Source organism: Agrobacterium sp. SORGH_AS_0440 (assembly GCF_031453135.1).
Classification (GTDB): domain Bacteria; phylum Pseudomonadota; class Alphaproteobacteria; order Rhizobiales; family Rhizobiaceae; genus Agrobacterium; species Agrobacterium pusense.
The window spans coordinates 2,666,560-2,692,643 of the sequence record NZ_JAVIYR010000002.1; the positions used below are offsets into that span (position 1 = coordinate 2,666,560).

Consider the following 26,084-nt stretch of genomic DNA (forward strand, 5'->3'; position numbering starts at 1 on the left):
ACGCTCTTAACAGCATAGCGCGCGGATTCCTATGCGGCCGACCTGATTTCCGGCCAGAAGCATCGCTCCGAAGTCACAGGCGATCTTCGGCAAAAACGATGCCTTCGCTCAAAGGCTCACCGCATCAATGCAGCGTCTCTTCCGGCATGTCCGGCGTCGCCCACATTTTTTCGATGTTGTAGAAAGCGCGGATTTCCGGTCGGAACACATGAACGATGATATCGCCGGTATCGATGAGCACCCAGTCGCCGGTCTCAAGACCTTCGACGCGGGCGTTTCCGAACCCTTCATCCTTCATGTCTTTCAGAAGATGCTCGCAAATCGCCGAGACATGCCTGTTCGACCGCCCGGAAACCACAACCATGTAGTCCGCAAGCGCCGATTTTCCGGCAATGTTGAGAGAGACGATATCTTCAGCCTTGGAGTCCTCGAGGCTCGCGAGGACGGTGTCGAGGGCATGGCCGGCGGCATCGGCGCCACTGTCCTGGCCCTTCGGGATAGCAACGAATGCTCTTCCCTTGGCGTGTACTGTTGTCAGAGGTTTTCCTTTCCAAGAATGACAAAACAGGCACTGCGCGACGCGATTCTCTGCGTCATACAATGAAGGTGGCATCAAAGCATTAACTTTTCAAGATATGGAGCCTTCGACGGCGGTCACATACATCATTTGTGATCGGCCGTGTCATTTGCGGCCGTTACGTAGCGCAGTGGAGCTGAGCGTGGAACGCGGTCCATGAATGAAAACCCAGGCGGGCGCTGGTTTTTTCCATAAAACACCGGCATCGTCCTCATCGATCCGCGCCTGGCTGAAGGCCTGGGCCATGGTGGAGGAGAGGTAGGAAAGCGTCGAACCCGGCCTGTCGATCACCGCAATCGGGAAAGTCTCAGCAATCGTGCGCCATTTCTGCCAGTGATGGAAACTCTTGAGATTATCGGCACCCATAACCCAGATGAAGCGCACGTGCGGATTTTTCGCCTTCACCTTGGCGAGCGTATTAGCGGTATAGCTTATGCCCAGCGATTTTTCGAAAGCCGTGACCTTGATGCGAGGATCGTGAACGAGCTTTTCGCAGGCAGCGATGCGATCTTCGAGAGAGGCCAGCTCTGAGCGGCTTTTCAACGGATTGCCTGGCGTCACCATCCACCACAGCTGATCGAGACCGAGCCTGCGCAGCGCAATCTCTGCAACAAGCGCGTGACCGGCATGCGGCGGATTAAAAGAACCGCCGAACAGCCCGACAACCATGCCGCGCTCCACATGCGGCATGGTGAGATAACGTCTGTCGAGGCGCTTATCGGCCGGCAAATATCAGATCCGTGTCTGGCCGGTGCCATGCACACGGTATTTGAACGAGGTAAGCTGCTCGACGCCGACGGGGCCTCGCGCATGCATCTTGCCGGTGGCGATGCCGATTTCAGCGCCCATGCCGAATTCACCGCCATCGGCAAATTGGGTCGAGGCATTGTGCAGCAGAATGGCCGAATCAAGTTCGTTGAAGAATCGCGCCACCACCTCGGCATCCTCGGCGATAACGGCCTCGGTATGGTTGGAAGAGTAGGTGCCGATATGTTCGATCGCACCGGAAATGCCATCCACCACGGCGACCGAAATGATTGCATCGAGATATTCGGTGCGCCAGTCCTCTTCCGTTGCCGGCGCGAGACCCGCCATCACTTCGCGTACGGCCTGCGAACCGCGCACTTCACAACCGACTTCCATCAGAGCCTTGACGAGCGGCTGCAAATGCGTGGAAACGGCAGCAGCATCCACCAGCAGCGTTTCGGCCGCCCCGCAAATGCCGGTACGGCGCATTTTGGCGTTGACAACGATGCGTTTCGCCATGTCGAGATCAGCGGATTTATCGACATAGATGTGGCAGATCCCCTCAAGATGCGCGAAAACCGGCACGCGGGCCTCCGACTGTACCCGGGCCACGAGGCTCTTGCCGCCGCGCGGCACGATAACGTCAACCGTGCCATTCAGGCCGCTGAGAAGCGCGCCGACGGCGGCGCGGTCGGTCACCGGTACCAGTTGAATGGCATGCTCGGGAAGACCCGCGATCTTCAGACCTTCCACGAGGCAGGCATGGATAGCACGCGATGAATGTTGCGAATCCGAGCCGCCGCGCAGGATCACGGCATTACCCGCCTTGAGACATAGCGCGCCGGCATCCGCCGTCACGTTCGGGCGGCTTTCGTAAATCACACCGATGACGCCAAGCGGCGTGCGCACGCGCTCGATCTTCAGGCCATTGGGCCTGTCCCATGCGGCGATGACTTCGCCGACCGGATCGGGCAGCGCCGCGACGGAACGAATGCCTTCCGCGATACCGGCAATCCGGTCATCATTGAGCGTCAGCCTGTCAATGAAGGAGGGCGCAAGACCAGCCTGATCCGCCGCGGCTAGATCTTTGCGGTTAGCACCAAGGATCGCCTCTTTCGAGGCTTCAATGGCGGAGGCCATGGCAAGCAGCGCACGGTTCTTCTGGTCCGCGCCAGCGATGGACAACGGTCGTGAAGCAGCTTTCGCCTGAGCGCCAATGGTCATCATCAGCGCGTCAATATCATGGCTCTGCTTCACGGCCTGTTCAGGCATGGACCTCATCCTTCTCTGCACTCTTAACTTTCACGGCGGCCCCGGTCATGACGAGGTCGTCGCGATGGATCATCGCCGCCCGTCCGACATAACCGAGGATCGCCTCGATCTCATTGGACTTGTGGCCGATGATGAGACGTGCCTCTTCCGCATCGTAACCCGCGAGACCGCGCGCGACCTCACGGCCTTCCGAGCCGATGATGGCAACGGCATCGCCGCGCCCGAAATTGCCCTTGACCTGCCGCACGCCAGCGGGAAGCAGGCTTTTACCGGCATAAAGGGCCTTTTCCGCGCCGGCATCCACATGGATTTCGCCAGCGGGCTGCAATTGCCCGGCAATCCAGGTCTTGCGTGCCGTCACCGGAGTCCCGGATGGCGCGAACCATGAGGAGCGCGCACCGTTTTCGATGGCCTTGAGCGGATTGAGCGTCTTGCCTGACGCGATGATCATGCCACAGCCGGCAGCGGTGGCAATCTTGCCCGCATCGATCTTGGTGCGCATGCCGCCGCGCGAAAGCTCGGAAGCTGCACCGCCCGCCATGGCTTCGATTTCGGGGGTGATGTCCGCAATCGTGTCAAGGAATTTGGCGTCCGGATCGAGATGCGGCGGAGCTGTGTACAAGCCGTCAATATCCGACAGCAGAACCAGCAAATCGGCGCCCGTCATGGTCGCCACGCGCGCCGCCAGACGATCATTATCGCCATAACGAATTTCGGTAGTCGCAACCGTGTCGTTTTCATTGATGATCGGAATAGCGCCGATCTTCAGAAGCTGGTTGATGGTGGCGCGCGCATTGAGATAACGGCGACGCTCTTCGGTGTCGGAGAGCGTCAGCAAAATCTGGCCGGCAACAATGTCATGCCGCGACAGGCTTTCCGACCATGCCCGCGCCAGCGCAATCTGGCCGACAGCCGCCGCCGCCTGGCTTTCTTCCAGCTTCAACGCGCCCGAAGGCAGGCCGAGCACGGTGCGGCCAAGAGCGATAGCGCCCGAAGACACCACCTGAACATCCGCACCGTTTTTCTTCAGCGCCGCGATGTCCTCGCAGATGGCATCCAACCAGTCTTTCTTCAGGCCGCTTTTGCGGTCCACCAGAAGCGCCGATCCGATCTTGATGACGATCCGGTGGTGGCTGCCCAGCGGCTTGCGCGTCAGGCTCATAGGCGGTCGTCCTCTTCCTCGACCTCGCTCTCATGCGGCATGGACCGATCGGGAAGGGCGGTTTCGCCGCCATTGCTTGCCGACACGATGATGTCGCGAAGGGCGCGAAGGGCTTCCGTCATGCCGATATGCGCGGCAGCGGACAGAAGAAGCGGCGGACGGCCGCAGGCCTTTTCCAGTTCCTTGGCCTTCTTTTTCAGTTCCTTTTCATCCAGCACGTCGATCTGTGACAGCGCGACGATTTCCGGCTTGTCTGTCAGTCCGCCACCATAGGCATCGAGTTCAGCTTTGACGGTCTTGTAGGCCTTGCCGACCTTCTCTTCCTGCGCGGAAACGAGATGCAGAAGCACGCGGGTGCGCTCGACATGGCCGAGGAAACGGTCACCGATGCCGACCCCCTCATGCGCGCCTTCAATCAATCCGGGAATATCGGCCAGCACGAATTCACGGCCATCGATGGTCGCGACACCAAGGTTCGGATGCAGCGTGGTGAACGGATAGTTGGCAATCTTTGGCCGCGCGCGCGTCACGGTTGCAAGGAATGTAGACTTGCCCGCATTAGGCAGGCCAACGAGACCAGCATCTGCAATCAGCTTCAAACGAAGCCAGACCGTCTTTTCTTCACCCGGAAGACCCGGATTGGCGTGCGTCGGTGCCTGATTGGTGGACGATTTGAAATAGGCATTGCCGAAACCGCCATTGCCGCCCGCGGCCAGGCGAAAGCGCTGGCCCTCCTTGGTGAGGTCGACGATCAGCGTCTCGTTGTCTTCCTCAAAAATCTGCGTGCCAACAGGCACCCGCAGCACCACGTCGGAACCCTTGGCGCCGGTGCGGGTCTTGCCCATGCCGTGCTGGCCGATCGAGGCCTTGAAATGCTGCTGGAAACGGAAGTCGATCAGCGTGTTGAGACCGTTGACCACCTCAACCCAGACGTCGCCGCCGCGTCCGCCATCACCACCATCAGGGCCGCCGAATTCGATGAATTTTTCACGCCGGAACGACACGGCACCCGCGCCGCCATCACCGGACTTGATATAGACTTTTGCTTCATCGAGAAATTTCATCGGACTGCCGTTCTGTCGGTTTGCGGGCACAACAACCAATCGTGCTGCGCCAAACAAAAATATCGTCGTTTCGAATACAAGCGCTTCTTCACAAGGTCAAAGACTATCGTGCGGGAAGCTCATGCGCGAGACAAGGCCGGTCTGGATCAAACCGGCCTTGTAATGCTCCTCAAATGCGATGCGGCTTAATGAAATCTTCAGCCGTGACCATCGTGTCGATATGCGCCACCATGGCGGCACGCGCCGTGGCGTAGATCTGGTGACAACCGGTCACCCGGAAGCCGAGCTTCTCCTGCACACGCAGCGAGGCGGGGTTATCCGCAAACACGCCGGAGTGAAGGGTCACTCCCGGCATGCGGCGAAAGAACCGCTCGACGACGGCGGCCACCGCCTCGGTCATGTAACCCTTGCCCCAGTAGAAGCGGTTGAGCCAGTAGCCCAAATGCCACTCGCCATGCCGCAATTCCACCGAGACGACGCCAATCAGCGTGTCGTCACCGCTGGTGATGGCGAAATCCCAGTCAGGCAGGGTGCCGGAGGTGCGCAACACCAGCCACTCCAGCGCATCCTGCTTGTGGTAGGGCGTGGGAACGCGGGCCAGCATCTTCGTCACGGCGAAATCGCCAAGCGATTCCGCAATGCTGCCGGCATCGGAAAGGCGCTGCGGGCGCAGCACCAGACGCGATGTCTCGATGACGGGGCAGGGGCCTGGCGGCGCTATCGCACGGGCCGCCCGGCGGCGGCTCAGTTCGAGCGTGCTCATCCCATGTCCCCCCAGCTCTTCAGAGAAACCCAGGTCTTGCGGTCCAGCCTGTACCATTCGACCGGCACCATGCCACCGAGCGCCAGCGAACCGACCATGCCGGAGCCCTGGAACTGGAAACCGCACTTCTGGATGACACGGCGCGACGGGATGTTGGTGACCCGGCAACGGGCATCGATCTGGTCGATTTCACGCGTACGAAAGGCCATGTCGATCAGCGCATGCGCCGCTTCGGTCATGTATCCCCGGTTCCAGTAGGGTTCCCCCAGCCAGTAACCGATCTCCAGCGTCTTTTCGTCTTCCTGGGGTTCGAGCGCGCAGCAGCCCAGAAACTCGCCATTGTCCATGCGGGTAATCGCATAGACGCACTTGCCAATCTCGCCAGCTTTGGAGCGTCGCACAAAATCCGCGGCGTCTTTGGCCGTGTAGGGGTGCGGCATACGCGATACCATGGTCGCGATATTGGCATTGTTGGCAAGATGGGCAAGGGCGTCGATGTCTTCTTCGTGAGGCTTGCGCAAAACCAGCCTCTGCGACAGTAAAACGGGGCAATCGCTCCTCGACCGATCGGGCCTCGGCCGTTCCTCGGGTGACCGTGATTGGTCAACCCTCAACAATTCAGCTTGCATGGTTCAGTCCCTCCTTGGGGTTAAAGAAAAAGGGGAGTTGGGTGGTGCCCCATCTCCCCTGTTTTCTTGACTGAACCTGATACGCCTCAGCCGGGTCGATGGGACACCGGCTGCATATGACGCTTACCGGCTTATTCTGCGGCTTCCGCTTTCGGTGCCACGGATACGAATACGCGGCCATTGGCCTTCGTACGGAAGTTCACGTTACCTGCGGTCAGTGCGAAAATCGTGTGGTCCTTGCCCATGCCAACATTGGCGCCGGGATGCCACTGCGTGCCGCGCTGACGCAGAATAATGTTGCCTGGAATGACAGCTTCGCCGCCGAACTTCTTTACGCCAAGGCGCTTGGATTCGGAATCGCGACCGTTACGCGAGGAACCGCCAGCTTTTTTGTGTGCCATTGGAGTTCTCCTTTAAACCTTGTTTCCCGTGTCGCGCCGATCAGGCAGCAACGATGTCCGTGATGCGGACGACAGTGTGATGCTGACGATGGCCGCGCGAACGCTTGGAGTTCTGACGACGACGCTTCTTGAAGGCGATGACCTTCTTGCCGCGGTTGTGCTCGACAACTTCTGCCTTGACGATGGCACCCTTGACGAAGGGAGCACCGAACTTGGCGTCGGCACCTTCGCCAACAACGAGAACTTCGGTGAATTCTACAGTTGCGCCTGCCTCTGCTTCCAGCTTTTCGATGGTCAGCACGGCGTCGGCCGCTACGCGGTACTGCTTACCGCCGGTCTTGATGACTGCGAACATTTTTTATCCTTTCATGTTCGTTCCGGCTCTGCCCGCCTACGCAAGCTGGCCGTCTTTTTATCAGTCGGAATTTGGTAGAAACCCGTCGGGACAGGATGTCCCTTTGAATGTCTGCCGGTGAAGCCGCCTTTTTGAAGGCGGTATTTAAAAGAAGGCGCACTACGCCATCAATTTGGGTGCCGATTACGCGAGACGCCGGTTTATGTCAAGATGAAGACGGCTTGAAAAGTAACTGTAACGCCAAGAATTTCATGCTTTTTCGGCAGGCGCGGCAGTCAGGTCTCGAAATTTGCCCAGCAAGTGTTTATATGGGCCTTCCAACAAGGAGCAGAAATGGCCCGCATAGACCAGACCGACGATTGGCGGGACCGCCATGCGCCGACACTTTCCGCCTTCGAATCGCTTGCGATCGAGGCCTATGGCCACCTGCCGGAAGAATTTCGCGCACTGACGAAAGATCTCATCATCGAGATCGCCGATTTCCCGACCGACGATGTCGTCGAAGACATGGCGCTCGAAACGCCTTTCGATCTCCTGGGGCTTTTCGAGGGCCGGGGCATCTCCGAACGTTTCACCATGGAAACGGGCGAGATGGTAAACCGTATCACGCTTTATCGACGTCCCATTCTAGACTACTGGGCCGAGAACGAGGAAACACTGGGTGATATCATCACTCATGTCCTCATCCACGAGATTGGCCATCATTTCGGCCTGTCTGATGACGACATGGAGCGGATCGAAGAAAGCGCCGACGAGGCCGCCGCCGATCGCTGATCGGGGCGGCCATGACTGCTTACTGCTCGCCGAGCTTCATGTCGGGATGGTATTCCTTGCCCTCGACCACCTTGGTCACGGCCTGGCCGCAATGCATGACGCCACTTGCCGCATTAAAGGCATAGCTTGGCGAACCGGCGAGTTCCCAGCCTTTGTTCAGCGCCTCGGTAACCCGGTGACAGAATTTCGCGTCGTCCGGTCCGGTGATGAAACGATAGACCTTCACGTCTTATTTGCCTTTCTTTGTGCGATGATATCGGCCATGGCGACCAGTCTTTCGGCCTGGTTTACATGCAGCCGTTCTATCATCCGACCATTCATGTTGATGACATTCAATTTCGCATATTCCGGTTTTGCGAAAGCCGCAATGATCTCACGCGCTTCCGCGACCGCAGTCTCGTCCGGGGCGAAACGCCGGTTAGCCGGCTCGATCTGAGCAGGATGGATCAACATCTTGCCATCGAACCCCATGGCGCGCCCCTGTTCGCATTCAGCTTCGAAGGCCTCGATGTCACGAAAGTCGTTTGAAACGCTGTCGATGACTTCCAGACGGTACGCACGGGCGGCAAGCACAACCTGCATCATCCAGGGTACGAGATACATGCGGTCTGTCAGCGCTGGAACGCGCGTTTCCTTGCGGAGGTCGTTCAGTCCGATGACAAAAGCCGCCAGCCGTGCATCCGGCGTGTGGGCCGCGTCTGCAATCGAGGCGGCGTTCAGGACACCGAGCGGCGTCTCGATCATCGCCCAGATTTTCAGGGCTTCGGGCGCATCTGCTTCGGCCAGAAGATCAGCCACGTCATTGATATCCGCCGGCTGTTCCACCTTCGGCAGCAGGACTGCGTTCGGCCGACAGGAAAGAACAAGCTGCAGATCCGCCCTCCCCTCAGGTGTGGAGAGGGGATTAATGCGAATAATGGTCTCGCCGCCGAAAAAAGGGGCTTCCGAAAACAAGGTTTTCAGATTCTCCCGCGCCTTGCCCTTCATGTCGGGCGCTACCGAATCTTCCAGATCGAGGATCACCCCGTCACAATCGAGATCGCGAATTTTCTCCAGTGCCCGGACGTTGATCGCGGGGACGGACAGCAGCGAACGGCGCGGTCGGACAGGAATATTTTCGGAAAAACTGACCATGCCGCACTTGTGTCAAGCTTTTGTGACATCTGCAAGCCGACAATCCACTGAATCCTCTTGCAAGCCGGAAGAAGAAGGCCCACATTCGTCTGGAAAGAAAGGTTTGGATCATGCAAGGCATACGTTCGTTTTTCATCGCCGCATCCGGCATTGCAATTCTGGCCATGGCCGCTCTTTTCACGGCGTCGCTTACGGTCGCTTTCATTGGCGTGCTCGCGGTTCTCAGCGCAGCCCGCCTCCTGTCCGCGCGTCTGAAGCCGGCTCCGATCCCTGTGAAGCCCCGCAGCCAGCGCGACATGCGCGTCTGGAACGACGGCAAGGGTACGATTATCGATCTCTGAGGTCGATGAATTCGGAAAAAGCACCGGCGGTGCGCGCAAGGCGTACCGATGAATGCGGGTTTGCGCTTCTAAAGCGACCCTTTTTGCAGTATTTCCCCAGTTAACTCCGGCCGGCTTTAGCCAGCGCCAGATTTTGTTCAGGGAAACACGGGAAGCGACAGATGGAAAAATTCACCAAGCTGACAGGCGTTGCCGCGCCCATGCCGGTCGTCAATATCGACACCGATATGATCATTCCGAAAGATTATCTGAAGACCATCAAGCGCACCGGTCTCGGCAAGGGCCTTTTCGCTGAATCCCGGTATCTCGAAGACGGTTCGCCCAATCCCGATTTCGTGCTGAACAAGCCCGCCTACCAGAACGCCCAGATCCTCGTCGCTGGCGATAATTTCGGCTGCGGCTCATCGCGCGAACACGCGCCTTGGGCGCTGCTCGATTTTGGCATCCGCTGCGTGATCTCCACCAGCTTTGCGGATATTTTTTACAATAACTGTTTCAAGAACGGCATTCTTCCGGTTGTCGTCAGCCCGGAGAACCTGGAAAAGCTGCTGGACGACGCATCGCGCGGATCAAACGCCGTTCTTTCCATCGATCTTGAACGTCAGGAGATCAGCGGTCCCGACGGCGGTACGATCAGTTTTGAAATTGATGAGTTCAAGCGTCACTGCATGCTGAACGGCCTCGACGATATTGGCCTGACGCTGGAACATCGCGGCGCAATCGATACCTTCGAAAAGACCAACGCCTCCGCGCGGCCCTGGGCCTGATCCCACTTTCTACGCCGGGCATTCGCACAAGCGGGGCCTGTCAGGAAATGCGTCACGGTAAAAGACTAAAAAGCCGATCCCGTACAAAACCGTACCGGATCGGCTTTTGCTTTGCTTGAAAAGCACCTGAGGCAGAGATAAGAAGCCCCCGATCCCGTCTGGCTGCAATAAGACTTTGCAGATGCAGGACGGAACGAGTTTGACGCCGCGCTCGCCATCATCCCTTTTGGATGTTTTCCGGCGCACCGCCCAAGGAGGGTTCCTATGACAGTTCGTTCGCTTTTCCTTCTGCCCGGTGATGGTATCGGCCCCGAGGCCATGGCCGAAGTCCGCAAGCTGATCGACTATATGAACAGCGCTGAAGGTGCCGGTTTCACAGTCTCCGAAGGCTTGGTCGGGGGTTCCGCCTATGACGCCCATGGCGTTGCGATTTCCGATGCGGACATGGAAAAGGCGCTCGCTGCCGATGCTATCCTGTTCGGCGCCGTCGGCGGCCCGAAATGGGATGGCGTTCCCTATGAGCATCGCCCGGAAGCCGGCCTTCTTCGCCTGCGCAAGGATCTTGAACTTTTCGCCAATCTGCGCCCCGCCATCTGCTACCCGGCACTCGCCGCCGCTTCCTCCCTGAAGCCGGAACTTGTCGAAGGTCTCGATATCCTCATCGTTCGCGAGCTGACGGGCGGCGTTTATTTCGGTGAACCAAAGCAGATCATCGACCTCGGCAACGGCCAGAAGCGCGGTATCGACACCCAGATCTATGACACCTTCGAGATCGAGCGCATTGCCAGTGTCGCTTTCGAGCTGGCCCGCACCCGCGACAACCGCGTCTGCTCGATGGAAAAACGCAACGTGATGAAGTCGGGCGTGCTGTGGAACCAGGTGGTCACCGAAACCCATGCCGCAAAGTACAGGGATGTTCAGCTGGAGCATATGCTGGCGGATGCCGGCGGCATGCAGCTGGTGCGCAAACCCAAGCAGTTCGACGTTATCGTCACCGACAATCTCTTCGGCGACATGCTTTCCGACGTCGCCGCCATGCTCACCGGCTCGCTTGGCATGCTGCCTTCCGCCTCGCTTGGCGCACCGGACGCCAAGACCGGCAAACGCAAGGCGATGTACGAGCCGGTCCACGGCTCGGCGCCTGACATTGCCGGCAAGGGCATCGCCAACCCCATCGCCATGATCGCGTCCTTCGCCATGTGCCTTCGCTACTCGTTCAACATGGTGGATGAGGCAACGAAACTCGAGACAGCGATTGCAAACGTGCTCGACAAGGGCATCCGCACCGCCGACATCATGGCAGAAGGCAGCCGCCAAGTCGGCACGTCCGAAATGGGTGATGCGGTTCTTGCCGAATTCAAGGCGCTTTCGGCGTAAGGCTTGATACAGGCTGGGCAGGCGGCATAGCCGTCTGCCCGTTTTCCTTCGTAAGAAGATGCTCGTAGCGCCTGTCGGTCAGTGTCATCAGAAACGCGACAATGGCGTCGACCCGCTTGTCGTCCAGCGCCGGCGCTGATGTCAGTTCCGCCATGGCGATATTCTCAGGCACCTCAGGCGCGTCCCAGGCTCTGCCGGTTTCAGGATTGATCTGACGGCTCGGCTTCTTGCTCTTATATTTCACGTAAAACAGCACGACCGTGCGCAGATCCTTGAACACGCCATTGTGCATGTAAGGGCCGGTCACGGCGACGTTGCGCAGCGTCGGCACCTTGAATTTGCCGCGCTCAGCCGGATCACCGGCGACGATCGGATTCTGCGCAAGACCAAGATCGACTGCGCCCGGCTTCGAGCCATTTACGGCCCGGACAGGCGTATTGGCGGGCACACCGATGTTGAAATATTTGTGGTTGGTGAAGAGGCCGTCTTCCAGACCCTTGGCGCCCCGGATTTCGTGGCAGGTATTGCAATTGGTGAATTGCGTCGAGGAGATAAGAACCCGCCCCAGCTCTTCCTGATCAGTCAGCTTTTCCTCGCCACGCAGGAAGCGGTCATATCTTGAATCGAAGGTCGAGAACTCGTCCGATCGCTCAAAGCTCGCCAGCGCCTTCGTCATTGCGGCATAGGCGGTGTCGTCGTTCTCAAAAACATCCTTGCCGAACTGCGTGCCGAACGCCGCGACATAATCCGGATTCTCCTTGAGTCGCTTCACGACCGAGGGCTTGTTCGGCATACCCATTTCGACGGGGTTGAGCGGCGGTCCACCTGCCTGATCCTCCAGCAGCGAGGCGCGGCCGTCCCAGAACTGGCCACCCACATACTCTCCCGCCGCATTCCTGCCGAAAGGCGGTGAGAACCGGGCGTAGGCCGCGGTCGGCGCGTTGCGGTCGCCCAGTGAGAAACCGTCATCGCCGAGCGAAACATCGCGCCCAACCTTGTCGTTTTCCCGTCCATCGGAAAAACCGGCCGCCTGCATATGGCAGGTGGAACAGGCCATCGTTCGGTTCATGGAAAGATTGGGATCGTCAAAGAGCGCCGCACCGAGCTTTTCCAGCGTCGCATAATCTTCGCCGCCATGAGCAGCCACGCCATCGAACCCGACACCGAAAGGAGCGAGCAGAACGGATGCAGCCAGAGCGGCGGAGAGAAAAAATCCGGGTTTCATCATCGGTAGGCACGCTCGAGATAAATGCGCGATAGCAAATCCGGGCCGCGGGAGACAGAACGGCTTCCGGCCCGGACTTCACGGAACATGGAGCGCCGGAAGTATTTCTGTCTTTCCATGCCCTCTGAGAGGACCCTATAACACTTTCTCACGGTCGGAGCCTACAAACTTTCACAGCTTGCTCCACTTTGCCGCACGGGGATCAACCGCCCCGGGCAATGGCGTGGAAAAACGTGCCCGAAACGAGGCCTCGCCTGCCGCCCGATGGCCCGAGCGGGCGACCCTGCCCGTCGGCTATCTCAGCAAAAGGCGCGTCTTGGCCGGGGTCGATGACCCGCGCATAATGGAATTCATGGCCGCGCAGAACTTCCCCTGCCGATCCGAGCGGACCATTCACCGCAATTGTTGCCTGCCGGTAGCCGAGATTCATCTTGCGCGTGGCAAAGCTGGTGGCATGCGACAACAGACCTGTCATGGCATGGGTCACCCCATCGGCATCCTCCAGCGCCGCCCCCATCACCATGTAACCGCCGCACTCGCCATGCACGGGCTTTGTCGCGGCAAAGCGGGTGATGCCGGCCTTGAAAACAGCGGCATTCGCGAGTTTTCCGGCAAAAAGCTCGGGATACCCGCCGGGCAGCCAGCAGATATCACAGCGCCCATCCGGAGCCTCATCGGCGAGCGGAGAAAAACGCACGATTTCGGCGCCGGATGCATGCCAGTGCTTCTTGAGATGCGGGTAAAGGAAGGTAAAAGCTGCATCTTCCGCCAGCGCGATGCGCTGGCCGGGCGGCGCGATGGCTGCTGCTTTCGAACCCGGAGGCAGCTCGACCGGTGCAGCAAGAGACAACACGGCATCGAGATCGATGGATTTTTCCATCGCGTCCGCGAGCCTTTCAATATGTGCATCGATTTCCGGATGTTCGCTCGCCTGCACGAGACCCAGGTGACGTTCCGGCAGGATGAGGGAGGGGTCGCGCAGCACGCATCCGGCAACCGGCAATCCGATTTTTTCGATGGCTTCCGTACACAGGAGCCTGTGCCTTTCGCTGCCGGCCCGGTTCAGCACCACCGCCGCCATGGTTACGGCGGGATCGTAATGGGCAAAACCGTGAGCAACCGCGGCGGCGGTCTGCGACTGACCGGACACATCGAGGACCAGCAGCACGGGAATGCCGAATAGCCGTGCCAGATCCGCAGCCGAACCGGTACGGTTTTCCGCCACCGGAATGCCGTCGAACAGGCCCATCGCGCTCTCGATCAGAATGAGATCGGCGTCCTGCGTGTGCTGTGAAAACAGGTGCCGCAGCAGCTCTGGCCTCATTGCCCAGCTATCCAGATTAAGACCTGATGAGCCGGTGGCGAAGGCATGGAAACCCGGGTCTATGTAATCTGGTCCCGTCTTGATGCCGCGTACCTTGATGCCGCGTCGGGCAAAAGCCCGCAGCAGGCCGATAGTCACGCTGGTCTTGCCGGATCCCGAGCGCGCTGCGCCAATGATGATCGCCCGCGCCGTCATGCCTTCGAAACTCCCAGCCGCTCGCGCATCGACACAATCTCTCCGATGACGATCAAGGCCGGCGCTTCGAAATCTTCCCGCATTGCATCGCCAGCTATACTTTCCAGCTTGCTAATAAAAATGCGCTCTTGTTCAGTTGTCGCCGACATGATGACAGCGACCGGCGTCGTCGCCGCACGTCCGCCCTGCATCAGAAGCTTTGCAATCGCGCCGATATTCTTCAGACCCATATAAACGACGATGGGCTCCTGTGTTTTTGCCAGCGCCAGCCAGTCCAGGTCCTCCTCCGTGCCAGCCGCATGACCGGTGGCGAGCGTCACGGCGCGACTGATCCCACGCATCGTGGCTGGAATACGCGCAGAAGCCAGCGCCGCCAGCGAAGATGTCATGCCCGGCAATATGCGAAACGGAACGCCGGCACGGACCAGCGCCTCCGCTTCTTCGCCGCCACGGCCAAAAATGAAGGGATCGCCGCCCTTCAGCCGCAGCACCTTTTTTCCCTGCCGGGCGAAATCGATCAGCGAGGCGGTAATATCGTCCTGCGTCGCAGAGGGCTTGCCACCGCGCTTGCCGGCAAAGACGATCTCCGCCTGGGGACCGAGCGCCACGACATCGTCACTCACCAGCGCATCACGCACGATGATCTCGGCCTGGGAGAGTGCCAGCGCCACTTCGAGCGTCAGATAACGCACATCGCCCGGCCCTGCGCCCGCGAGCCAGACGTGCCCCGCTTCGAAGGCCGGACTTTTTGCGGCAATACTGTTCAAAATCTGCGGTATCGACATTCTCTTGGCTGCTTTTTAACGATGACGGAAAAAGCCGTCCCGGCTATAGGAATTCATATGGAAACGGATGGAAAGACCCTTCGCCGCGGCTGGACCACGGGCACCTGCGCGGCAGCCGCCACGAAGGCGGCCTGCGCCGCCCTTCTGACCGGCGAGTTTCCTTACCCTGTCGAGGTCGAACTTCCAAGCGGCGCGAGGCCCGCATTTTCCCTCGCGACCGAGGAAAAGGGTGAAAACTTCGCCCGCGCAGGTGTCATCAAGGATGCGGGCGATGACCCTGATGTTACCCACGGCGCACTGATCGAAAGCACGGTGCGGCGCGGTCAGCCGGGAAGCGGTATCACCTTCAAGGCCGGCACGGGCGTCGGCACCGTCACGCGGCCCGGACTGCCCCTGCCGCCAGGAGAACCCGCCATCAATCCCGTGCCACGCAAGATGATCGAAACCGCCATTCACGAGGTGGCTGGTGCGGAGACTGATTTCGAAGTTGAAATTTCCGTTCGAGACGGCGAGAAACTTGCGGAAAAAACCCTCAACGGCAGACTCGGCATTCTCGGGGGTATCTCCATTCTCGGCACCACGGGCGTCGTTATTCCTTTTTCCTGCTCGGCCTGGATCCACTCCATCTGGCGAGGCATTGACGTGGCGCGTGCGACCGGCTGCACTCACGTGCTCGGCGCTACCGGGAACACCTCTGAAAAAGCGGGACAGGCGCTGTATGAACTGCCCGAGACCGCGTTGATCGACATGGGGGATTTCATCGGCGGGATGTTGAAATATCTGCGCAGCCACCCGGTCGAGCGGGTAACGATTGCTGGTGGCGTCGCCAAGATGACGAAGCTCGCCCAAGGGATGCTCGACGTGCACTCCAAAAAAGGTCTTGCCGATCTCGATGCGCTGGCGGCGCTGGCAGGGGAGGCAGGTGGCGATGGGGAACTCGCTGACGCCATTCGCAGCGCCAACACCGTCGCCCATGCCTTCCAGCTGGCCGATCGCAACGCTATCGATCTTGGCGCGATCGTTGCTGAAAAAGCCTGGGTGACCGCCGCGGCGGCGCTGAGGACGCCGACCATAGCACTGGATATCCTGGTTTTCGATCGTCAGGGCGCGTTGAAGGGACGCACCGCCTCCACCCCGTCGCATCAGCCCGCCGCATCCTCCTTTGGAGACCGGAAGCGGCGTACATAGTCTGCACTGTAGAGTGCGCTTTCACGAAAATCCGTCGAGGCCAAACCACGACCGACGAAGATCAGCGCCGTGCGCTCGACAGGCTCGGCCGCAAGCTTGCCTTCGATATCGAACAGGCTACCGCGAATGACCCGCTCATCCGGCCAGGACGCCCGCACGACAATGGCGACGGGGCAATCGGAACCATAAAGCGGCGTCAATTCTTCCACGACCCTGCCGATGGCATGAATGGCAAGATGGATGGCAAGCGTCGCGCCCGTCGCGCCGAAAGCCTGCAGCGTCTCACCATCGGGCATCTTCGATGCACGCCCGGAAATCCGCGTCAGCACAAGGCTCTGCGCCACTTCCGGCACCGTCAGTTCGCGTTGCAAGGCGGCGGCGGCGGCGGCGAAGGAAGGAACCCCGGGCGTCACGCTGTAATCGAGCCCCAGCTGCTCCAGCCGGCGGATCTGTTCGCCCATTGCGCTCCAGACGGAAAGGTCGCCGGAGTGCAACCGTGCAACGTCCTTGCCTTCCCTTGCTGCCGCGATGAATTCCGCCTCGATCTCATCCAGCGAAAGTGCGGCCGTATCGACAATACGCGCGCCCGGCGGGCAATAGTCGATCAGCGCCTTCGGAACCAGCGAGCCGGCATAAAGGCAGACCGGGCACGCCGCGATAAGATCGCGCCCGCGCACCGTAATGAGATCGGCGGCGCCTGGACCGGCACCGATGAAATGAACCGTCATTCGTGTTCTCCATGTTCGATCGCGCTGCCGCCATCCTCTGGGGCGGCACCGTCAGCGGTTGCGATGGCCACCGTCACATCGCCGTGTACGAGCCGCGGCGCGACCAGCCTTGCATTCTCTCCCGCTGCCGCAAGCGCCGCGGTTTCGCTCACGCTCGGCAAACCGGACCGCTCGAAACTTGCGCGTGAAAACGTCAGCGTTTTCGAGATAACGGCATCAAGCCGATGCTGCGCGACGATTTCGAGCGACAGGGAAAGAGTTTTCGCCGCTTCCGCAAGGCCGGCTTCCCGCGATTTAAGTGGCGCAGTTGCCAGGCGGTCGGCCTTGACGCCAAAATCCTGCTCGGCAGCCCGCAAGGCAGCGATGATCATCCCCGCCGTCGCTCCCTTGCGGCAGCCTATGCCAGCCACGATCACCATGGCTTCACCCAGCTCCACTGGGTCACCGGCATGGCCGGACGCCACCCCGACATTGAACCGACAGCCGCCGCCCGCGACACATCCAGCCTTACGATCGAACCGCCGAGCCTCGCATGCGCGGCCAGCAGAACTGCCTCCATTTCCAACGTCACGGCATTGGCGACCAGACGCCCCCCGGATTTCAATGCCCCCACGGCCCCATCGAATACACCCGCTTCACTCCGCCGCCGCCGCCAATGAAGATTGCGTCCGGACGGGGTAACCCTTCAAAAGCGTCGGGAGCGGAACCGATCATGACCTCAAGCCCGGGAACACCGCAGACGTCGGCATTAAACGTTATGCGTTCCGCCCTTGCCGGGTGCTGCTCTATGGCAATGGCGCGGAGCGAAGGGTGCGACAGCATCCATTCAATGCCGATCGAGCCGGAACCCGCACCGATATCCCACAGCAGTTCGCCGCGGCGTGGCGCCAGCGAGGACAGGGTCACAGCCCGGATTTCGCGTTTGGTGATCTGCCCGTCATGTTCGAACAGGCCATCGTCAAGTCCGTGCGCAAAGGGCAGGATACGTGCGCCTTGATCCGCAACAACGTCAATTGCCACGACATTCAGCGCATTGACGTCCTCAACGGCGAAATCGCTCGCCGGGACGCGGTGCGATCTTTCCCGTTCTCCTCCCAAAGCCTCGAGCAGAGTGAATTCCGACCGGCCGAAACCGGAGGCAGACAGCAATTTTGCGATCAAAGCCGGGTCACGCTCGTCCGACGTCAGCGCTATGATGCGGGTGCCGGGATGGAGATGCGGCCGCAAAAGGTCGATGGGTCGGCCGTGCAGCGAAACGCACTCGACCGATTGCAGCGGCCAGCCGAGCCGGGAAGCCGCGAGAGAAAAGGCCGAAGGCGAAGGATACGATGCAACCTCTCGGACAGGGACGTTTCTCAGAAGCGTGACGCCCACACCGTAGAAGAATGGATCACCGGATGCCAGCACGCAAACCCTCCTGCCGCGCAGCGCCAGAACGTCCCTCATCTCCACGTCGAATGGCACGGGCCAGGCCCGCGCCTCGCCCTGAATGGCCGCAGCTGCCAGGTCCAGATGACGTTTGCCGCCAAAGACAATTTCGGCGGCCTCGATTGCCCGCAGCGCATTTTTACCGAGCCCGTCAAGCCCGTCCTCGCCGATGCCGACGATGGAAAGCCAGCGCGTTGCTTCCTTTTCGGTGGAAGCCTTGCCCGTTCCGGAATACTCAGAGGTCATGACACGCTCCATACTCATTCTTGGCGGCACGACCGATGCCCGCCTCCTGGCCGGCCGGCTGGGCGAGGATTCCAGCTATCGTATCCTGCTCTCCATGGCGGGGCGCACGATCTCCCCGGTGGAACAGCCCGTACCCATGCGCAGTGGCGGCTTCGGCGGTGCGGCGGGGCTGGCGGATTTCATCCGCGCCGGGAATTTCGATATTCTGGTGGATGCGACCCATCCCTATGCCGCCAGAATTTCCGCCAATGCCGTGGAGGCGTCGAAGCGCGCAGGCGTTCCGCTCATCAGGCTTTCGCGTCCTGCCTGGCAGCGTCAGCCGGGCGATAACTGGCAAAGTGTCGAGAGCATCGATCAGGCGGTCGTCGCGCTTGGCGGCCAAGGCAGATGCGTGTTTCTGGCGCTCGGTCGACAGGAGCTTCTTCCTTTTGAGGCCGCGCCCCAGCACAACTATCTCATCCGCAGCGTCGATCCCGTGGAACCGCCGCTGAAGTTGCCGGATGCGCGTTACATCACTGCACGCGGTCCTTTCGCAACGGAGGACGAAATCCGTATGCTGGAAGAAAACCGCATTGAGGTCGTGATATCGAAGAACTCGGGTGGCGCAGCAAGTTACGGCAAGATCGAAGCGGCCAGACAACTCCATCTGCCGGTTATCATGATCGAGCGGCCGAGGCAGTCGCACGACACGCCCGCCACAAGCGTGACGGTGCCGGATATAGCGACTGCGCTCACCGCCATCCACCATCAGTTTTCTCTTTTCGAAAAACGAGGCGAATAAACGATCGGTTCTTTTCCGGGACGTTCGATCAAACGCGTTTCTTCCGAACCGACAATGACACAGGTCGCCATGTCTGCCATGTCGCTCGACGCCTCCGATAGCGGCACGACCCGTATGCGCTCATCCAGGCGGCCTGCCGCCCTGCCGAAGATTACCGGCACCGATCCGGGCAGATGCACCCGCAACAGGTCAAACGCCGTGCCGAGCTGATGCGGCCGCGCCTTGCTGACAGGATTATAGAAGGCCATCACGAAACCCGCCTGCGCCGCCGCGATCAGTCGTTTCTCGATGATTCCCCAGGGTTTGAGATTGTCCGACAGTGAAATGGCGCAAAAATCATGCCCGAGCGGCGCACCCGCTCTTGCCGCCACCGCCAGCATCGCCGTCACGCCCGGCACGACGGAAACATCGATATCGCGCCATTCGGATGGACCATTTTCGATTGCCTCGCAGATGGCCGCCGCCATGGCGAAAACACCGGGATCACCACCGGAAACCACGCAGACCCTGCCACCTTCGGCCGCAAGCCGAAGAGCCTGTTCAGCGCGGGAGATCTCCTCGCGATTATCGGAGGCATGACGGCGCTGATGGGGACCAAGCGACAGCCGGTCGAGATAAGGAATATAGCCGAAAAAATCGTCGGATGCCGCGACAGCCGCAAGCGCCTCCGGCGTCATCTGTGCAGCATTACCGGGTCCCAGTCCGACGACGACGAGCTTGCCGGTCATGGTGCTTCACCCGGGCCGGGCCTCGTTTTCCAGCCAGGTACAAGAACCAGCGAAAAGTAGGGTGCAGGCGAAGCATCCCGCTCGATGAGCCGCACTGCATGGCTGTTGGCCATGGTGCCGCGCTCGACATAAAGCGCCTGCTCGAGCTTGCCGGCCTTTTCCAGTGCACGGCGGATTTTGGGCAGGTTGCGCCCGACTTTCATGATGACCGCCCCGTCCGTGCCGGAAAGACGGTCAGAAAGAACATCTTCTGCAAGCGTTCCAGGAAGCACGCTCAGAATATCGTCTCCCTGCACCAGCGGCAGCCCAGCCATGGACCAGCAGCCGGACATAGCGGTGATGCCGGCTACGACTTCCGCCTGATAGGACGGCGCAAGCCGCAGATGCAGATGCATATAGGAGCCATAGAACAGCGGATCGCCTTCCGAGAGCACGGCAACATTCCTGCCGGCTTCGAGATGTGCTGCAATGTCCTTCGCCGACTGATCGAAAAATCGGGCGATCGCATCGCGATAATCCTCACCGTTCTTGTCGCTTTCAACCGTGACGGGGTAAACCAACGGCATTTCAAGCGTGCCCGGACGGATAAAGGCCTCGACGATACCACGGCCGTTGCCGCTACTGCCCTTTTTGCAGAAGAAAGCCAGAACGTCGGCTGCCTCGATGGCACGCACCGCTTTCAGCGTCAGCAGTTCAGGATCGCCGGGACCGGTGCCGACGCCGACGAGTTTCCCCTTACGATGTTCAAAAAGAGCCGCGCTCACAGGCCCGCCCTCGCAACCGCGTTGACGGCGGCAGCCGTCATGGCCGAGCCGCCCATGCGTCCCTTGACGATGGCGTAGGGAATGCCGAGCGTACTGACTTCCAACGCATCCTTCGATTCCGCTGCGCCGACGAAACCGACCGGCATGCCGATGATGGCGGCGGGGCGAGGCGCGCCCTTTTCGAGCATCTCCAGAAGATAGAACAGGGCTGTTGGCGCGTTGCCGATCGCTACCAGAGCACCGTTCATGTGCTCCGCCCAGAGATCAAGCGCGGCGGCCGAACGTGTATTGCCGATGGACCTCGCAATGTCGGGCGTGCGCGGATCACGAAGTGTGCAGATGACCGCATTGGCGGCTGGCAGGCGCGCGCGCGTCACACCATGGGCGACCATTTCCGCATCGCAAAGGATGGGCTTGCCCGCAAGGAGTGCGCCACGCGCGGCAGAGACAAAATCCGGGGAGAAACGGAAATGGGCGGCGGCCTCAACCAGCCCGCAGGCATGAATCATGCGAATGGCGATGTCCGCCTGATCTTCGGCAAAAGCGGACAAATCCGCTTCCTCGCGTATTATGGCGAAGGAGCGCTCATAGATCGCATTGCCATCGCGAATATAGTCATAGTCGGTCATCGGTCATCCTGTCGAAGCGCCGCGACAATTGCCTGCCTGCCCAGACGGGCAAACAGGCCAGCGGCGTTTTTCCCCGGGCTTATGTTCTTTTTCATAAAGACGGGCAAGCCGCGAAAGCGCCGCTCTTTGTTGTGCAAAGGGTAAAATGCCGTCCGGAAAATCGCCGGCGCGGCCAAAAATCGAAAAAGCCATGCCATTATCGGAACCTGAAAAGGTCAGAAGCGACGGCGCGGGATGGGCGCAGCCTTTGCCACATCCGGAAATATGCAGGGTCACGGAACCGTCGAGCAGCGGGGCGCAAGCGCCTGCCGCAAAGGAAGCCAGTTCGTGAGTAGGATAAAAGGCCGACGCGCAACCGGGAGCGCCGGGACAGACTGCTATGGAAGATCGCCCGTCGCCGGCAGCCGTGACGAAACCCGATGTTCCGGCACTCGCAAGCAGTGCGCCGCACGCGCGCTGGGAACCGAAAAACAGCAGGCTATGATTTATCGCTGGCCGAAGAGACTGAATACCGAGCACGGCGGCCGCTTCGCAGAGACGCGCTATATCAGCGGCTTTGATCTGACTGAAGGCAGGCGCGACGCCTGCAGCAAAACCGGCCCCGCCTGCGGCCATCAAACCCAAAGGCACGAGGGACCGGGATGCCTCGCTTCCGGCCAGATCCACCAGATGATCACCACAGATCGCTTCAATCATCTTCCGATCCAGATCGCGACCGCGGGCGAGCGGACCTTTTTTTGCCAGAAGCGCGAGCAATTCAAGGACGACACCAGCTGCGGCGCCGGCGCCAACCAGCCCCGCATCCACTGAGCTGCTTTCCGGACCGCCCACAAACAGGCGCCAGAAGACCTGCCCTTCCAGACGCTGTGCTTTCAGGCGGATGTCAGCGAGCAAATCTCCCATGGAAACATATCCGCCACCGTCGATCACCACAGACATTTTGGCGGCGAGTTTTTCAGCAAGTCCCGGCGCTTTTGCCTCCCGGCGAATCTCGTCTGCAAGAGAACGGCCATCGGCAATTTCCGTCTCGTCACGACCGGATAAGGGCGACACCTCAACCGCCAGCCCATCGCGAAGCGGTAGACCAAGCGCCAGAACCTCTTTTTCCAGAAAGCGCGCGCTCTCGGGCGACAGACCGCGAAATTGCAGGCTGCCCCGGGCGGTAATGTCCATCAAGCCATTGCCATGGAAATCCGAAAGATCGCAAAGCCTCTTCATCTCAAGGGGCGTGATATCCTCTTCGAATGCGATCCGTGACAGGAGACCATCGCCGGTGGGCATGGGTGCAGAGAGAGCCGGGCATGCGCCGCGGCGGCTGACTGGCTGAACGGGATTGAATAAGGCCGTCATCACGCGCCGACCCTTTCCGGACGGGGCAAAAGCAGCATTTCAAGCTCCGCATCCACCGCGTTTCGGCGACTGTGCCACAGGCCGCGGCGGCGGGCGGACAAGAAACGTTCCGCCATCACCCGCGCTGCCTTCGGGTTTTCGCGCAGGATGAAATCGCGCACCGCTTCATTGCCGAAATAGGCATCGTAAAGGGCTTCAATCAACGATGACGACACCGCATTGGTGGTTTCGGCAAAGCCGACCAGCCGGTCCACCGTCTCGGCAAACTCCGCCGCACCGCGTGGGCCGTGTCGCATCTGGCCTTCGATGAAGCGCGGATTGACGGCACGGGCCCGCACCACCCGCGTCAGGGCCTGTGTCATCGATCTTGCCCGTGGGCGCGCCGGATCGGTCGTATCCAGCGCCACGATATCGGCAACGCCTCCAAGTGCAGCCTTGGCAGCGGAAAAGCCGCCAATGAAAGCGACATCGGAAGAACCGTCCAGAAGATCGCGGCCGGGATCATCGCCGGTGTGAACCAGAAGATCAGCCCGGCGCACCGCCTGCGCAAATCCGGCATCCTCGAAAATCTCCAGCCCGTCCGCACCTCCGAATGCGTAACTTGCCGCATCTAAGTAGGCTTTACCCAGTTCCTCGCGTTCGTCCCATTTGCCGCTGGCGAGCTTCTCCTCAATACCAGCACCATAGGTGCCGGGCGCAGAGCCGAAAATCCGCGGTGGTATATGACCGAGCAGAGCCGCCTCTTCCGCAAGCGGATTGTCGCCCGGCGCTTCTTCACGCCGCGCCACGGCCTTGGCGGCAGCATCGAGAAGCGCGATCAGCGCAGGAAACATATCCCGAAACAGGCCGGAAATGCGGAACGTCACATCAACGCGTGGACGGCCGAGGCTGGCCGGCGGCAGCACCTCGATGCCGGTCACGCGGCCGGTGCCGGCGTCGTAAATCGGCCGCGCTCCCATCAGGTGCAGCGCCTGCGCCACATCCTCGCCGCCGTTGCGAAGACTGGCACTTCCCCAGAGATCGAACACCAGATGTTTCGGCCAATCCCCGTGGCTCTGCAGATGATGACGGAGCACCTCTTCGCCGGCCATGCGCCCGAGTTCAAAAGCGGTGGGCGTCGGCATCGTGCGCGGATCCGCTGCATAAAGATTGCGGCCCGTGGGAAGTACATCGATCCGGCCCCGTGCCGGTGCGCCGGAAGGACCGGGAGCAACGTGCCGGCCATCGAGTGCGGCAAGCAAGGCCGCCTTCTCGGCCCGGGCGCTTTGAAGTCTCAGAGGATCAGCCTCACCTTGGGCGCAGCGGCCGAAAATGTGTTGGCCGTCCTTGATCGCAAAATCCTTGAGATCACAGAGAAAGGCGTCGATGCGTGAGAGGGCGGCGTCGGCATCGTCCTTCGTATTCACGCCGGCCTCGGTTGCAAGCCCGGTTTCCTGCGCTTTTTCAATGATCAGCTTCGCCAGCCGGTCGCGCCGTCGCCGATCGAGCCCATCGGCCTGCGCATATTCGTCGACCAGCTGTTCAAGCGCCAGTTGTTCCGGCGAAAGCCCGGCATTAACCAGCACCGGCGGAATATGGCCGATGGTGACGGCTGCAATACGCCGTTTCGCCACCGCCGCCTCACCGGGATTGGAAACGATAAACGGATAAATCACCGGCAGCGGACCAGTGACAATTTCCGGAAAGCACTTGCGGGAAAGCGCCACTGTCTTGCCCGGCAGCCATTCCAGCGTACCGTGCGCGCCCACATGCACGATGGCATGGGCGGATGCCACGCGCTGCATCCATGCGCCGAAGGCAACAAGCGCGTGGCGCGGTGGCAGGGCGGGATCGTGATAGTCAACCCGGCGGTCCTCATTGCGCCCCCTGTCCGGCGCAAGCGCCACGAAGACCTGGCCGAAACGCGCGACGCGAAAACGAAACCCGCCATCGGCGAAAGCTTCATCACTTTCCGCAGCTCCCCATGTCGCACTCAAGGAGGCCGCGGCATCGTCAGGCAAACCCGAAAGAAAACCTCGATAATCGGCAAGATCGATCGTCGCTTCCTGCTGCTCAAGGCGATCGAGCAGCGCCCTTGCCGTTTCGGGAATATCTTCGACGCAATAGCCGGCATCTGCAAGATCTCGCAGCATTTCGAGCACGCTTTGCGGCACATCCAGACCAACGGCGTAACCGGTTCGCCCCGGGGCTGCACCCGGATAATCCGGCATCAGAACGACAATGCGCCGCTCCTCCGGCGAGGTATTTTTCAGACGCAGGAAGGCCGCGATGCGGCTTGCCACCTGCTCGACACGATCCGCCTCCGGCATGTTTACGAGACTGATACCGCCATCGGTCCGAGGCTGCTTGAAGGAAATCACGCCTGCGAAAATCCGGCCATCCAGTTCAGGCAGCACAATATGCATGGCAAGATCGGACGGGTTTAGTCCACGCGCATTCGCCGCCCAGCCGTCGCGCCGGGTCGTCGCCATGGCGACCTGGAAAACGGGAACGCCAAGCCGATCGAACAGCGTATGGCCATCGGCATCGCTCTGACTGGCAAAGGCCGTCGCAGCAAGGATGGCAGCGGGCTGAATATCTCTCAGCGCCTTTTCGAGAAAGCGAAGGGCGTCGCCATCCTTCAGGCCGCTGACAAAAATCGGCACCGGGGAGAAACCGCGCTCGCAAAGCGCGTGAAAGAGCGCATCCACCGGCGCCGCATCCGCAGCCAGCAACATGGAGCGATAAAAGACAATAGGCAGAACGGGCGCGGCAGCCGGGAAGCCAGAGCAGGCCTCCATTTGCCCCAACCCCCCCACCCCCGGCCGATAAAAGCCGGCTTTCGGCAATGGCTCAGCTTCTATCATCGGCCATGCGTCATCTCTTGCCAGAGCGGCGAGGCCACCGGCAAGGCGACCCATATTCTCTCTTCCACCTTCGCGGAAAAAGGAAAGGACGGATGCCAGGATGTGTGTGTCCACTGTCGACGCCGCTTCGAGCTTTTCGTCCCTTTCACTGCATTCGCCGGGCAGAAGCAGAAGCTTTATGCCACGTCGGCGCGCCATGCTGGAAAGCTGATCAACTCCATAACGCCAGCGTTCCGCTCCACCGAGGATTCGGACAAGGATGACCGTGGCATGCTCCGCTGTCTTTTCGATCCACAGGTCAACCGACATGGGATGGCGAAGCTCGGCGAGGTTTGCGGCGGACAGGCTGGGGAGCACACTGTCCGCCTGTCGCCACGCCTGCTCAAGCCCGGCAAGATCGCTTGTCGAAAACGACAGCATCACCACATCCGATCGAGGCTGGTTGAGGTCAACCGGCTCGATCAGATCGTCAAGAGACGAGGATGTGGTGGCAAGAATATGCAT

26 protein-coding genes and 2 pseudogenes are annotated in these 26,084 nt (G+C 60.4%); 6 read left to right on the forward strand and 22 right to left on the reverse strand.

The genetic code is table 11. The features are described 5' to 3' along the window. Positions 1–124 precede the first annotated feature (124 nt). The 9 genes from rsfS to rplU form a co-directional block, all read right to left on the reverse strand. Complete coding sequence (gene rsfS, locus QE453_RS22190; protein WP_309778034.1) at positions 125–613, reverse strand: ribosome silencing factor; 489 nt, start codon at positions 611–613, stop codon at positions 125–127. Positions 614–682: 69 nt separating this feature from the next. Beyond that, complete coding sequence (locus tag QE453_RS22195) at positions 683–1,267, reverse strand: nicotinate-nucleotide adenylyltransferase (protein WP_044459702.1); 585 nt, start codon at positions 1,265–1,267, stop codon at positions 683–685. Between the two features lie 42 nt (positions 1,268–1,309). Further along, complete coding sequence (locus tag QE453_RS22200) at positions 1,310–2,596, reverse strand: glutamate-5-semialdehyde dehydrogenase (RefSeq protein ID WP_004444117.1); 1,287 nt, start codon at positions 2,594–2,596, stop codon at positions 1,310–1,312. Beyond that, positions 2,589–3,758 (reverse strand): glutamate 5-kinase, encoded by a 1,170-nt coding sequence (proB, locus tag QE453_RS22205; protein WP_004444120.1) that lies wholly within the window; start codon positions 3,756–3,758, stop codon positions 2,589–2,591. Before proB ends, QE453_RS22200 begins: the two co-directional genes overlap by 8 nt. Continuing rightward, positions 3,755–4,822, reverse strand: a complete 1,068-nt coding sequence (gene obgE / locus QE453_RS22210) for a GTPase ObgE (RefSeq protein ID WP_004444121.1) — start codon at positions 4,820–4,822, stop codon at positions 3,755–3,757. Before obgE ends, proB begins: the two co-directional genes overlap by 4 nt. Positions 4,823–4,991: 169 nt before the next feature. After that, positions 4,992–5,585, reverse strand: a complete 594-nt coding sequence (locus QE453_RS22215; protein WP_309778035.1) for a GNAT family N-acetyltransferase — start codon at positions 5,583–5,585, stop codon at positions 4,992–4,994. Continuing rightward, positions 5,582–6,214, reverse strand: a complete 633-nt coding sequence (locus tag QE453_RS22220; RefSeq protein WP_004444125.1) for a GNAT family N-acetyltransferase — start codon at positions 6,212–6,214, stop codon at positions 5,582–5,584. The genes QE453_RS22215 and QE453_RS22220 overlap by 4 nt, the downstream gene beginning before the upstream one ends. 131 nt (positions 6,215–6,345) lie before the next feature. Further along, positions 6,346–6,615, reverse strand: coding sequence for a 50S ribosomal protein L27 (gene rpmA, locus QE453_RS22225; RefSeq protein ID WP_004444127.1), 270 nt, complete (start codon positions 6,613–6,615; stop codon positions 6,346–6,348). A gap of 40 nt (positions 6,616–6,655) precedes the next feature. Continuing rightward, positions 6,656–6,970 carry a 50S ribosomal protein L21 gene (gene rplU, locus QE453_RS22230; RefSeq protein ID WP_003492690.1) on the reverse strand — a complete coding sequence of 105 codons (315 nt, stop codon included), beginning with the start codon at positions 6,968–6,970 and terminating at the stop codon, positions 6,656–6,658. Positions 6,971–7,303: 333 nt separating this feature from the next. Between rplU and QE453_RS22235 the strand changes: the two genes are divergently transcribed. Further along, positions 7,304–7,744 (forward strand): metallopeptidase family protein, encoded by a 441-nt coding sequence (locus tag QE453_RS22235; protein ID WP_309778037.1) that lies wholly within the window; start codon positions 7,304–7,306, stop codon positions 7,742–7,744. Positions 7,745–7,763: 19 nt separating this feature from the next. On the opposite strand, the gene QE453_RS22240 is transcribed toward QE453_RS22235, so the two are convergent. Next, the gene (locus QE453_RS22240; protein ID WP_003505258.1) at positions 7,764–7,970 is read right to left on the reverse strand and encodes a DUF1737 domain-containing protein; all 207 of its coding nucleotides are present in this window, start codon (positions 7,968–7,970) and stop codon (positions 7,764–7,766) included. Next, positions 7,967–8,878 (reverse strand): CoA ester lyase, encoded by a 912-nt coding sequence (locus tag QE453_RS22245; protein WP_309778039.1) that lies wholly within the window; start codon positions 8,876–8,878, stop codon positions 7,967–7,969. Before QE453_RS22245 ends, QE453_RS22240 begins: the two co-directional genes overlap by 4 nt. Before the next feature lie 110 nt (positions 8,879–8,988). Here QE453_RS22245 and QE453_RS22250 point away from each other — a divergent pair, with 110 nt between their 5' ends. The 3 genes from QE453_RS22250 (at position 8,989) to leuB (ending at position 11,363) form a co-directional block, all read left to right on the forward strand. Then, positions 8,989–9,219, forward strand: coding sequence for a hypothetical protein (locus QE453_RS22250; RefSeq protein WP_006698322.1), 231 nt, complete (start codon positions 8,989–8,991; stop codon positions 9,217–9,219). Positions 9,220–9,380: 161 nt separating this feature from the next. Next, entirely contained in the window at positions 9,381–9,986 is a 606-nt protein-coding gene (gene leuD, locus QE453_RS22255; protein ID WP_006698323.1) for a 3-isopropylmalate dehydratase small subunit, read from the forward strand. A gap of 264 nt (positions 9,987–10,250) precedes the next feature. Then, positions 10,251–11,363 (forward strand): 3-isopropylmalate dehydrogenase, encoded by a 1,113-nt coding sequence (gene leuB, locus QE453_RS22260; RefSeq protein ID WP_045533463.1) that lies wholly within the window; start codon positions 10,251–10,253, stop codon positions 11,361–11,363. Here the strand turns inward: leuB and QE453_RS22265 are convergent. The 3 genes from QE453_RS22265 to cobA form a co-directional block, all read right to left on the reverse strand. Beyond that, positions 11,344–12,591 carry a cytochrome-c peroxidase gene (locus QE453_RS22265; RefSeq protein WP_112765666.1) on the reverse strand — a complete coding sequence of 416 codons (1,248 nt, stop codon included), beginning with the start codon at positions 12,589–12,591 and terminating at the stop codon, positions 11,344–11,346. The genes leuB and QE453_RS22265 overlap by 20 nt on opposite strands. 199 nt (positions 12,592–12,790) lie before the next feature. After that, positions 12,791–14,107, reverse strand: coding sequence for a cobyrinate a,c-diamide synthase (locus QE453_RS22270; RefSeq protein ID WP_309778041.1), 1,317 nt, complete (start codon positions 14,105–14,107; stop codon positions 12,791–12,793). Then, a complete protein-coding gene (cobA, locus tag QE453_RS22275; RefSeq protein ID WP_045533468.1) occupies positions 14,104–14,892 on the reverse strand; it encodes a uroporphyrinogen-III C-methyltransferase in 789 nt (262 codons plus the stop codon). Before cobA ends, QE453_RS22270 begins: the two co-directional genes overlap by 4 nt. A 57-nt stretch (positions 14,893–14,949) precedes the next feature. Between cobA and QE453_RS22280 the strand changes: the two genes are divergently transcribed. Beyond that, complete coding sequence (locus tag QE453_RS22280) at positions 14,950–16,080, forward strand: cobalt-precorrin-5B (C(1))-methyltransferase (protein ID WP_022557019.1); 1,131 nt, start codon at positions 14,950–14,952, stop codon at positions 16,078–16,080. On the opposite strand, the gene cobM is transcribed toward QE453_RS22280, so the two are convergent. The 3 genes and pseudogenes from cobM to cbiE all read right to left on the reverse strand — a co-directional run bounded on the left by cobM (position 16,035) and on the right by cbiE (position 18,482). Further along, complete coding sequence (cobM, locus tag QE453_RS22285) at positions 16,035–16,808, reverse strand: precorrin-4 C(11)-methyltransferase (RefSeq protein WP_004444155.1); 774 nt, start codon at positions 16,806–16,808, stop codon at positions 16,035–16,037. The genes QE453_RS22280 and cobM overlap by 46 nt on opposite strands. Next, positions 16,805–17,227 (reverse strand): cobalamin biosynthesis protein, encoded by a 423-nt coding sequence (locus QE453_RS22290; protein ID WP_309778043.1) that lies wholly within the window; start codon positions 17,225–17,227, stop codon positions 16,805–16,807. The genes cobM and QE453_RS22290 overlap by 4 nt, the downstream gene beginning before the upstream one ends. After that, positions 17,221–18,482: pseudogene (gene cbiE / locus QE453_RS22295) on the reverse strand (precorrin-6y C5,15-methyltransferase (decarboxylating) subunit CbiE). Before cbiE ends, QE453_RS22290 begins: the two are co-directional and overlap by 7 nt. Between cbiE and QE453_RS22300 the strand changes: the two are divergent. Continuing rightward, a complete protein-coding gene (locus tag QE453_RS22300) occupies positions 18,481–19,263 on the forward strand; it encodes a cobalt-precorrin-6A reductase (RefSeq protein WP_309778045.1) in 783 nt (260 codons plus the stop codon). The pseudogene cbiE and the gene QE453_RS22300 sit on opposite strands and share 2 nt — an antisense overlap. On the opposite strand, the gene QE453_RS22305 is transcribed toward QE453_RS22300, so the two are convergent. The 5 genes and pseudogenes from QE453_RS22305 to cobN form a co-directional block, all read right to left on the reverse strand. After that, positions 19,230–19,991, reverse strand: a complete 762-nt coding sequence (locus QE453_RS22305) for a precorrin-3B C(17)-methyltransferase (RefSeq protein ID WP_045533471.1) — start codon at positions 19,989–19,991, stop codon at positions 19,230–19,232. The two genes, QE453_RS22300 and QE453_RS22305, sit on opposite strands and share 34 nt — an antisense overlap. Beyond that, positions 19,988–20,755: a precorrin-2 C(20)-methyltransferase gene (locus tag QE453_RS22310; protein WP_072495198.1), complete on the reverse strand. Its 768-nt coding sequence runs from the start codon at positions 20,753–20,755 to the stop codon at positions 19,988–19,990. The genes QE453_RS22305 and QE453_RS22310 overlap by 4 nt, the downstream gene beginning before the upstream one ends. After that, entirely contained in the window at positions 20,752–21,384 is a 633-nt protein-coding gene (locus QE453_RS22315) for a precorrin-8X methylmutase (RefSeq protein ID WP_006700275.1), read from the reverse strand. The genes QE453_RS22310 and QE453_RS22315 overlap by 4 nt, the downstream gene beginning before the upstream one ends. Beyond that, positions 21,381–22,734 (reverse strand): annotated as a pseudogene (gene cobG / locus QE453_RS22320) (precorrin-3B synthase). Before cobG ends, QE453_RS22315 begins: the two are co-directional and overlap by 4 nt. Then, the gene (cobN, locus tag QE453_RS22325) at positions 22,734–26,084 is read right to left on the reverse strand and encodes a cobaltochelatase subunit CobN (RefSeq protein WP_309778051.1); all 3,351 of its coding nucleotides are present in this window, start codon (positions 26,082–26,084) and stop codon (positions 22,734–22,736) included. The pseudogene cobG and the gene cobN overlap by 1 nt, the downstream one beginning before the upstream one ends.